This window comes from Arthrobacter sp. (assembly GCF_031179385.1).
Taxonomy (GTDB): Bacteria; Actinomycetota; Actinomycetes; order Actinomycetales; family Micrococcaceae; genus Arthrobacter_D.
Window position 1 is genome coordinate 1 of the sequence record NZ_JAPSHV010000127.1, and the last position, 6,740, is coordinate 6,740.

Genomic DNA, 6,740 nt, shown 5'->3' on the forward strand with positions numbered 1-6,740 from the left:
GCTGCCGCCGTCGTCGTTGGTTTTGCAGCCGGCGTCACCTTCGTGCGGCGGCAGCTGAAGCGCGGAAATCCGATGCTGGACGTGCGGCTCTTCACCGTCCGGCCTTTTACGGGCGCTGTCCTGGTGAATCTGCTCGCGATCTTCTCGCTGGTTGGCTTCCTCTACTTTGTTTCTCAGCATCTGCAGCTGGTCGTGGGACTCAGCCCGCTGGACGCCGGCATAGTGCTGATGCCCGGCCTCATCACAACGATCATCGCGGGGCTCACAGTGGTTCCCGTGGTCCGCCATATTTCGCCGCACGTGGTCGTCCCGACCGCGCTGCTGCTCTCCGCGAGCGCCTACGTGCTGGTGGCGGTCGCGAGCCAGGACGGATCGGTGGGACTGCTGCTCGCAGCCTTCGTCCTGCTCGGCGCCGGAGTGGGGGCATCGGAGACGGTATCCAATGACCTCATCCTGTCCAGCGTGCCCGCCGCGAAGGCCGGAGCCGCGTCAGCGATTTCCGAGACGGCCTACGAAGTAGGCTCCGTCTTCGGCACGGCGCTCCTTGGCAGCGTCCTGCTGGCTTCTTACCAGGAGCACCTCGTGCTTCCCGCCGGCCTCACGGCCGCACAGGGCACGACGGCGGCAGAGACGCTGGGCGGCGCGATCAACGTTGCGTCGGAACTGCCCGCCGGCTCCGGGTCTGCCCTGCTTGAGTCCGCATTCCACGCGTTCGACAGCGGCGTCGTGATTACCTCCGGCATCGGCGCTGCGCTCATGGTTGCGGCCGCCGGACTGGCTTTCTGGAGCCTTCGCAAGCCGTCCGCATAATGCTCATACAGCAGGACACGCCCCTTATCCCGCGGGATAAGGGGCGTGTCCTGACCATTGATGGAGGTTTACGCGGAGGGGTCCAAGGCTCCGCTGCAGGCCGCACCGGGCTCGCGGGTCTGCTCGCCCTGAACGTACTTCGCAAGGAAGGCGACGAGGCGCTCGTCGTCAGCCGAATCGACACCGAGCTGCAAGCCCCAGGCGCTGGCCATGACCGGAGATTCCTGACCCTCGTACGGGCTGAGAAGAACGTAGCTGCGGTCGCCGACCAGCTCGGTCAGGGCGTCGATCTCCGACTGCGCGAGGTCCGGCTGGTAGGTGATCCAGACGGCACCGTGCTCCAGGGAGTGGACCGTGTTCTCGTTCGGAATCGGCTCGGTGTAGATGCCGCAGTTGGTCCAGAGAGCGTTGTGGTCGCCTCCAACGGGAGGAGCCTGCTCGTACTCGACCGGCCCGGGGACATGCTCGAACGAGCTCACCTCGATGGTCTCAACACCCTCGATATCCTGTTCAGCGAGCGCGTCCAGGCGGTCATTCTCCCGGACCTGCTGCACGATCACGATCGTTACGGCCACGATGATCGCCACGATCACCAGAGCAATACCGCCGAAAATCAGGCTGTTCCGCTTCCGTTCGCTGGCCCGCTGCTGTGACTGGATTGCAGCCAACCGCGCCTGGCGGTCCGCATTCTCCTGAGCTCGCTTCTTGTTCAACGCGCTGATTCCTTCTGTTCTTTCAAGGGGTTCGGGTCTAAATGTACCGGGCGGCCGGCCTAGAGCTGTGCCAGGAGCTTTTCCATCTCCGCGATTTCAATGGTCTGCCCCTCCGCCATCTTGCGGGCGAGTTCGCGGACGTCGGGCTCCTGGACGAGGTCCACTGCAGCCAGGGCCATCTCCGCGCCCGCCTCGTGGTGGTCGATCATGAGCTCCAGGTAGAGCCGTTCTGCGTCCTCACCCGTGGCTTCTGCGAGCTGTGCCAATTCTTCGTCCGTCGCCATGCCGGGCATCAGCCCGTCCGCGCCGATCGCACCGGAGCCACTCCCGCCGTCGTTCTCGGTGTGGGCATGACTGCTGCCCGACATCCACGCCATGCGCTCAGCGCCGTCGCTCTGGGGCAGGCCCCATTCCTTTAGCCAGGCGTACATCTGGCCCACCTGGTGCTGCTGGGTCATCGCGATGTCATAGGCGATGGTGCGGATTACGATGTCGTCCGTCTGGTCCCGGACGATGCGCGACATCTCCACGGCCTGTGAGTGGTGAACCTGCATATCGCGGGCGAAGCCTGCGTCAGGGCTGCTGTTGCCGGGGTGCTGCGGTGCGGCCGCCACCCTTCCTGCCGTGAAGGCAAGAGCGAACAGACCTGCAACGGCAATGAGGCCGAGGACAAGGAGGGCGCGCTTCTGCCACGCCTCAAGGTTGAGGGTCATAAGGGATTGCCTTTCATGTCTTCCCCTCTAACGTAGAGCACCCGCCTGAGCGTTCCCAAAACATACCCCCGGGGGGTAGTTGCGCCGATACCCCCTATGGGTATATATTCGATGAGGCAGCCAAGGAGGAACCATGACACAGACAACTACGGAACACGGTTATACCGCCGACAAGGAGGCCTACCTCCGCCGTCTCAAGCGCATCGAAGGACAGGTACGCGGGATAGCGCGAATGGTTGAGGAGGACAAATACTGCATCGACGTCCTCACCCAGGTGTCCGCGGTGAACAAGGCTTTGCACGCCGTCAGCATCGGGCTCCTCGAAGAACACATCGCCCACTGCGTTGTGGGTGCAGCCAACGAATCCCAGACATCCGGGGATCCCCGGGCTGTCAACGAAAAGGTGCAGGAAGCCTCGGCGGCCATCAGCCGCCTGTTGCGCTGACTGCCTGAACCATCAGGAGAAATCATGAGCACTACAACCGTCAGCATCTCGGGAATGACCTGCGGCCACTGCGTGGACTCCGTCACCGAGGAAATCTCTGCCATCGAAGGCGTACAGAACGTTGAAGTTGACCTGAACAAGGGCGGAATCTCAACCGCAACCGTCACCTCAGAGCGCGACATCGAACCAGAGCAGATCGGTGAGGCAGTCGCTGAAGCCGGTTACGTCGTCGTCTCAAACGACGCATAGCAACACGCCGACAGGCTGCCGGCAGCAAGCCGGCCTGGAAGGACCATCATGACCACCGAACCCGGCATCACCCGGACCGCCACCGCTACCGCTACCCGGACCGTTGAACTCGACATCCAGGGCATGACCTGTGCCTCGTGCGTGGGGCGGGTGGAGCGCAAGTTGGGCAAGCTCGACGGCGTTGAGGCGAGCGTGAACCTGCCGCTGGAATCGGCGGTGGTCACCGTACCCGCACATATCTCTGACGAGGACATCGTCAACACGGTCAACGCCACCGGCTACACCGCGCAGGTGAAGAAGCCGCATCACCAACCGGGGCCCTCCTCGGAGGGGGAACCGGCGGCCGATGGGCTCGATCACGATTCACACGACCACATGGCACACGGCGGGACTGCATCACAGTTGCGGCCGCGCCTGGTCACCGCTGCCATCCTGACCGTGCCCGTGTTTCTCATCTCAATGATCCCGGCGCTGCAGTTTCCCCACTGGGGTTGGGTGGTCCTGGCGCTGAGTACGCCAGTGGTCACGTGGTCAGCCTGGTCATTCCACAAGGCAGCCGCGATCAACGCCCGGCACTTCTCGTCCACGATGGACACCCTGGTGTCCATCGGCGTTACCGCGGCTTACCTGTTCTCACTCAGCCAGCTCCTCGCCGACCCGATGCTCACCGAGCACGTGGGCATGGACATGGGCGGACACGGGCTCTACTTCGAGGTTGCCGCCGTCGTCGTGACCTTCCTCCTCCTCGGCCGGTATCTGGAAGCGAACGCGAAGCAGCGGGCAGGCGACGCGCTGAAGTCGCTCCTCAATCTCGGGGCGAAGGATGCAACTGTGCTGCGCGAGCAGCACGGCAAGAGGGTCGAAGTGAAGGTGCCGGCGTCGTCGTTGGTGCATGGGGATGAGTTCGTTGTCCGGCCGGGCGAGAAGATTGCAACCGACGGCTTCGTCATTGAGGGTCGCAGCGCCGTGGACACCTCACTCATCACCGGCGAGTCACTTCCCGTCGACGTCGGTCCGGATAGCACCGTCACGGGTGCAACCATCAACACGTCCGGGCGCCTGATTGTCCGTGCCACCCGCGTGGGCAGCGAGACGACGCTCGCCCAGATGGGCCGGCTGGTCAGCCAAGCCCAGAGCGGCAAGGCGCCGATCGCCCGGCTGGCGGACCGCATCAGTGCTGTGTTTGTTCCGGTGGTCCTCGTCATCGCGGTGCTCACCTTCGTCGCTTGGATGCTGCTCAGCGGAGATGTGCAGGCTGCATTTACCGCCGCCGTTGCAGTGCTCGTGATCGCGTGCCCGTGTGCGCTCGGCCTCGCCACTCCGACGGCCCTGCTCACGGGAACAGGCCGTGGTGCGCAGCTCGGCATCCTGATTCGCGGCCCGCAGGTACTCGAGGACACCCGCACCGTCGACACCATCGTTCTGGACAAGACCGGCACCGTGACAAGCGGCCGCCTGTCGGTGACGGACGTCGTCGTACTCGGTTCGCGCAGCCGAGAGGATGTGCTGTCGCTCGCCGCCGCCGTCGAGTCCGCCAGCGAGCACCCGATCGCCCAGGCAATCGCAGCTGCAAGCCCCGGGCACCCGGCGGTGACGGACTTCACGAGTTCCGCCGGCGGCGGGGTGCGCGGCACGGTTGACGGTTCCACGGTGCTCGCCGGGCGTGCAGGCTGGCTGGAGGAAAACGACGTCGTTATCACCGACGCACACCGTTCAGCTTTGGCGGCGGAACAGGAGGCCGGATCCACGGCCATCTGGGTTGCGGTTGACGGTGAGGTTGCGGGCCTGGTGAGCCTGAAGGACACCGTCAAGGAGTCCTCGGCAGCGGCGATTGCGCGCTTGAAGGAGCTGGGCCTGCGCCCGATGCTGCTGACTGGAGACAACGCCGCCGTCGCCCGAAAGATCGCTGCTGAGGTCGGCATCGCCCCGGAGGATGTCATGGCTGACGTACTCCCCGAGGGGAAGGTCGACGCTGTGAAGCGGCTTCAGGCACAGGGAGCTACCGTGGCGATGGCCGGTGACGGCGTCAACGATGCCGCGGCCCTGGCCCAGGCGGACCTGGGAATCGCGATGGGTTCCGGTACCGATGTCGCAATCGAAGCCGCTGACCTGACCGTGATGGGCAACAGTCTCGAGCAGGTGGCCCAGGCGATCGAGCTGTCCCGGAAGACGCTCGGCACCATCAAGAGCAACCTGTTCTGGGCGTTCTTCTACAACACGATCGGCATTCCGGTCGCGGCTCTGGGACTGCTCAACCCGATGGTGGCGGGCGCGGCCATGGCGGCGAGCTCGGTTCTGGTCGTTGCGAATTCGCTCCGGCTGCGCCGGTTCGGGAAGTAGATTCCGGGCGCGGGAAACCGTATCCAGGAAGGACCGCACATCGAAGGATGTGCGGTCCTTCCTTTCACCCGGCTAGATCAGCGACGCAGAATTCTCGAACAACCGGTTCGATGCGATTCGTGCTCCGGAGCCCAGGGCCTCCAGCTTCGCCGTGGCAATCTGGGGATGCAGGCGGCCTCCGAGGCCACAGTCGGTGGAAGCGATCACGTTTTCCCGCCCGACCAGGCTCGCGAAACGTTCGATGCGCTGCGCGACCAGCTCAGGATGCTCGACCACGTTCGTCGCATGGGACACCACACCGGGAACGATGATTTTGCCCTCCGGCAGTGTGACGTCCTGCCAGATGGCCCACTCATGTTCGTGGCGGGCATTGGCAGCTTCGAAGGAGTACGACCCTGCGTTGATGCCCAGCACGAGGTCGACGATGTGCCGGAATTCGAGGTCGGTGGTGTGCGGCCCGTGCCAGGATCCCCAGCACACGTGCACTCGGACCTGGTCCTCCGGCAGTCCTTGGAGCGCATAGTTGAGCGCCTCGATCCGGATCTGGGTGAAACGCCGGTAGTCCTCGATGCTCGGCTCCGGGGTGATCTGGTCCCAGTTCTCGGCCAGTGACGGGTCATCAACCTGAACGATGAGACCCGCGTCAACGATGGCCCGGTACTCCTCACGGAGCACGTCCGCCCACGCGTAGATGAACTCTTCCTCCGTGGCGTAGTAATCGTTGCCGATCCTGCTCGCCGACCCCGGCGAGAGGGCAGTGATGAAACCCGTCTGCACATCCGCCGCGTCCAGTCCGGCCTTGAGGTTGGCGATGTCCGAAGCGAGCGCTTCCTGTCCAATGTAGGAAATGGGGCCGGTCGCTGACGGGAACGCAGTGGCGTTCTTGCCCAGTTGAATCCCGCTCTCGGGGTCCTGATAGGCGTCCGCGAAGCGTGTCCAGTCGCGCCGGTTGGCGAACGATGTCAGCTTGATCGCGCCGGGTTCGCTGATCACGGCGTCGGCGAGGATCGGATTGAAGTCGGTCAGCTCAAGACCGGCGGTGCGCTGAAAGCTGTAGGTCCACCATGCGCCGTAGTCCACGGAATTCGACATGGCTTTGCCGTACTCGCCATCGCCGGGGATAGTGATTCCGGCGTCCTTCTGCCACTGAACGAGGTCGACCACGGAGGAGGCGAGCAGGCTCTCGAATTCCGTGGTGCGCTCCAGGGTGAAGCCGTCATCGGCCAGGGTTCTGGCGGCGTTCGCGGCAATCAGTTCCGGAGTGCGCGGCAGGGATCCCGAGTGACTGGTGTGAATACGATCGATCGTCATTGGTGCTGTTCCTTCCATCGGTCCTGCCATTAGCACCCTTTCGGACAGGAATCCGGGGGAAGCTGCAGCGTCACGGAGGCAGGTCTCTCAGCTGCTCTGGATGGTGTGGCTTAGGGCTCTAAATCCACCGGTGACGCAGGCACGCCCCCTCCCCGGCCA

At 64.3% G+C, this 6,740-nt stretch carries 7 protein-coding genes; 4 read left to right on the forward strand and 3 right to left on the reverse strand.

Translation table 11 applies throughout. The features are described from left to right. The coding region (locus RIF85_RS13600; RefSeq protein ID WP_309072435.1) for an MFS transporter at positions 1-810 on the forward strand (810 nt) is incomplete at its 5' end. Positions 811-878: 68 nt separating this feature from the next. Here RIF85_RS13600 and RIF85_RS13605 read toward each other — a convergent pair. Together RIF85_RS13605 and RIF85_RS13610 are read right to left on the reverse strand one after the other, a co-directional pair. Further along, on the reverse strand, positions 879-1,523 hold the full coding sequence (locus RIF85_RS13605; RefSeq protein ID WP_309072436.1) for a DUF3105 domain-containing protein: 645 nt from the start codon (positions 1,521-1,523) through the stop codon (positions 879-881). A 59-nt stretch (positions 1,524-1,582) separates the two neighbouring features. After that, a complete protein-coding gene (locus RIF85_RS13610; protein ID WP_309072437.1) occupies positions 1,583-2,236 on the reverse strand; it encodes a DUF305 domain-containing protein in 654 nt (217 codons plus the stop codon). Positions 2,237-2,369: 133 nt separating this feature from the next. On the opposite strand from RIF85_RS13610, the gene RIF85_RS13615 reads away from it, so the two are divergent. Genes RIF85_RS13615 through RIF85_RS13625 form a run of 3 tightly spaced genes read left to right on the forward strand, consistent with a single transcriptional unit; the run spans position 2,370 to position 5,270 of the window. Beyond that, the gene (locus RIF85_RS13615) at positions 2,370-2,681 is read left to right on the forward strand and encodes a metal-sensitive transcriptional regulator (protein WP_309072438.1); all 312 of its coding nucleotides are present in this window, start codon (positions 2,370-2,372) and stop codon (positions 2,679-2,681) included. Positions 2,682-2,705: 24 nt separating this feature from the next. Next, positions 2,706-2,930: a cation transporter gene (locus RIF85_RS13620; protein ID WP_309072439.1), complete on the forward strand. Its 225-nt coding sequence runs from the start codon at positions 2,706-2,708 to the stop codon at positions 2,928-2,930. 48 nt (positions 2,931-2,978) lie between these two features. Next, positions 2,979-5,270 (forward strand): heavy metal translocating P-type ATPase, encoded by a 2,292-nt coding sequence (locus RIF85_RS13625; protein WP_309072440.1) that lies wholly within the window; start codon positions 2,979-2,981, stop codon positions 5,268-5,270. Positions 5,271-5,342: 72 nt separating this feature from the next. Here the strand turns inward: RIF85_RS13625 and RIF85_RS13630 are convergent, their stop codons facing one another. Further along, positions 5,343-6,581, reverse strand: a complete 1,239-nt coding sequence (locus RIF85_RS13630; RefSeq protein WP_309072441.1) for a cobalamin-independent methionine synthase II family protein — start codon at positions 6,579-6,581, stop codon at positions 5,343-5,345. Positions 6,582-6,740 lie beyond the last annotated feature (159 nt).

Excerpts from the sequence above, each read along its gene's own strand:
- RIF85_RS13630 (WP_309072441.1), bottom strand. The coding sequence starts at position 6,581 with ATGACGATCGATCGTATTCACACCAGTCACTCGGGATCCCTGCCGCGC.
- RIF85_RS13625 (WP_309072440.1), top strand. The coding sequence starts at position 2,979 with ATGACCACCGAACCCGGCATCACCCGGACCGCCACCGCTACCGCTACC.
- RIF85_RS13610 (WP_309072437.1), bottom strand. The coding sequence starts at position 2,236 with ATGACCCTCAACCTTGAGGCGTGGCAGAAGCGCGCCCTCCTTGTCCTC.
- RIF85_RS13620 (WP_309072439.1), top strand. The coding sequence starts at position 2,706 with ATGAGCACTACAACCGTCAGCATCTCGGGAATGACCTGCGGCCACTGC.
- RIF85_RS13615 (WP_309072438.1), top strand. The coding sequence starts at position 2,370 with ATGACACAGACAACTACGGAACACGGTTATACCGCCGACAAGGAGGCC.